General features: G+C 47.5%; 1 protein-coding gene. It reads left to right on the forward strand.

The window, feature by feature from the left end:
- Positions 1 to 2: 2 nt before the first annotated feature.
- On the forward strand, positions 3 to 524 hold a 522-nt coding region (locus P5683_RS25705; RefSeq protein ID WP_315641283.1), incomplete at its 3' end, for a Uma2 family endonuclease.

Below are 524 nucleotides of genomic sequence, written 5' to 3' on the forward strand. Positions count from 1 at the left end.
AAATGTCAGTTGAACTCACTGCCAATACTAGCCCCGAAACTGCTACCGAAACGGAATGGGAACCCCCCATGCCGCCAACAGATTTGATTTTTGATGATGGAGAGCCTTTGGAAAGTAACCGTCACCGCATTGCTATGAACGTCCTGATTAGGTCATTGCAACAGGCTTGGAGCGAGCGCCATGATTTCTATACAGGCGGGAATATGTTTATTTACTATAGCAGCGAACAAGCTAGGAACCGAGATTTTCGCGGGCCAGATTTTTTTGCGGTGTTAGATGTAGATGGCACCAAAGAACGACAGGGTTGGGTAGTATGGCAGGAAGGGGGTCGCTACCCAGATGTCATTGTGGAGCTAATGTCTCCCAGTACCGCCAGAGTAGATAAAGGAAAGAAAAAGGAGCTGTATCAGCGGACTTTTCGGACACCAGATTACTTTGTATTTGACCCGTTTGAAGCCAACGCCTTTCAAGGATGGCATTTGCATAGTTCGGGAGGTTATCAGCTTTTAGAGGCGAATGAGCGT

The sequence above is a fragment of the Limnospira sp. PMC 1279.21 genome, from assembly GCF_032349615.1.
GTDB classification, from domain to species: Bacteria; Cyanobacteriota; Cyanobacteriia; order Cyanobacteriales; family Microcoleaceae; genus Limnospira; species Limnospira fusiformis.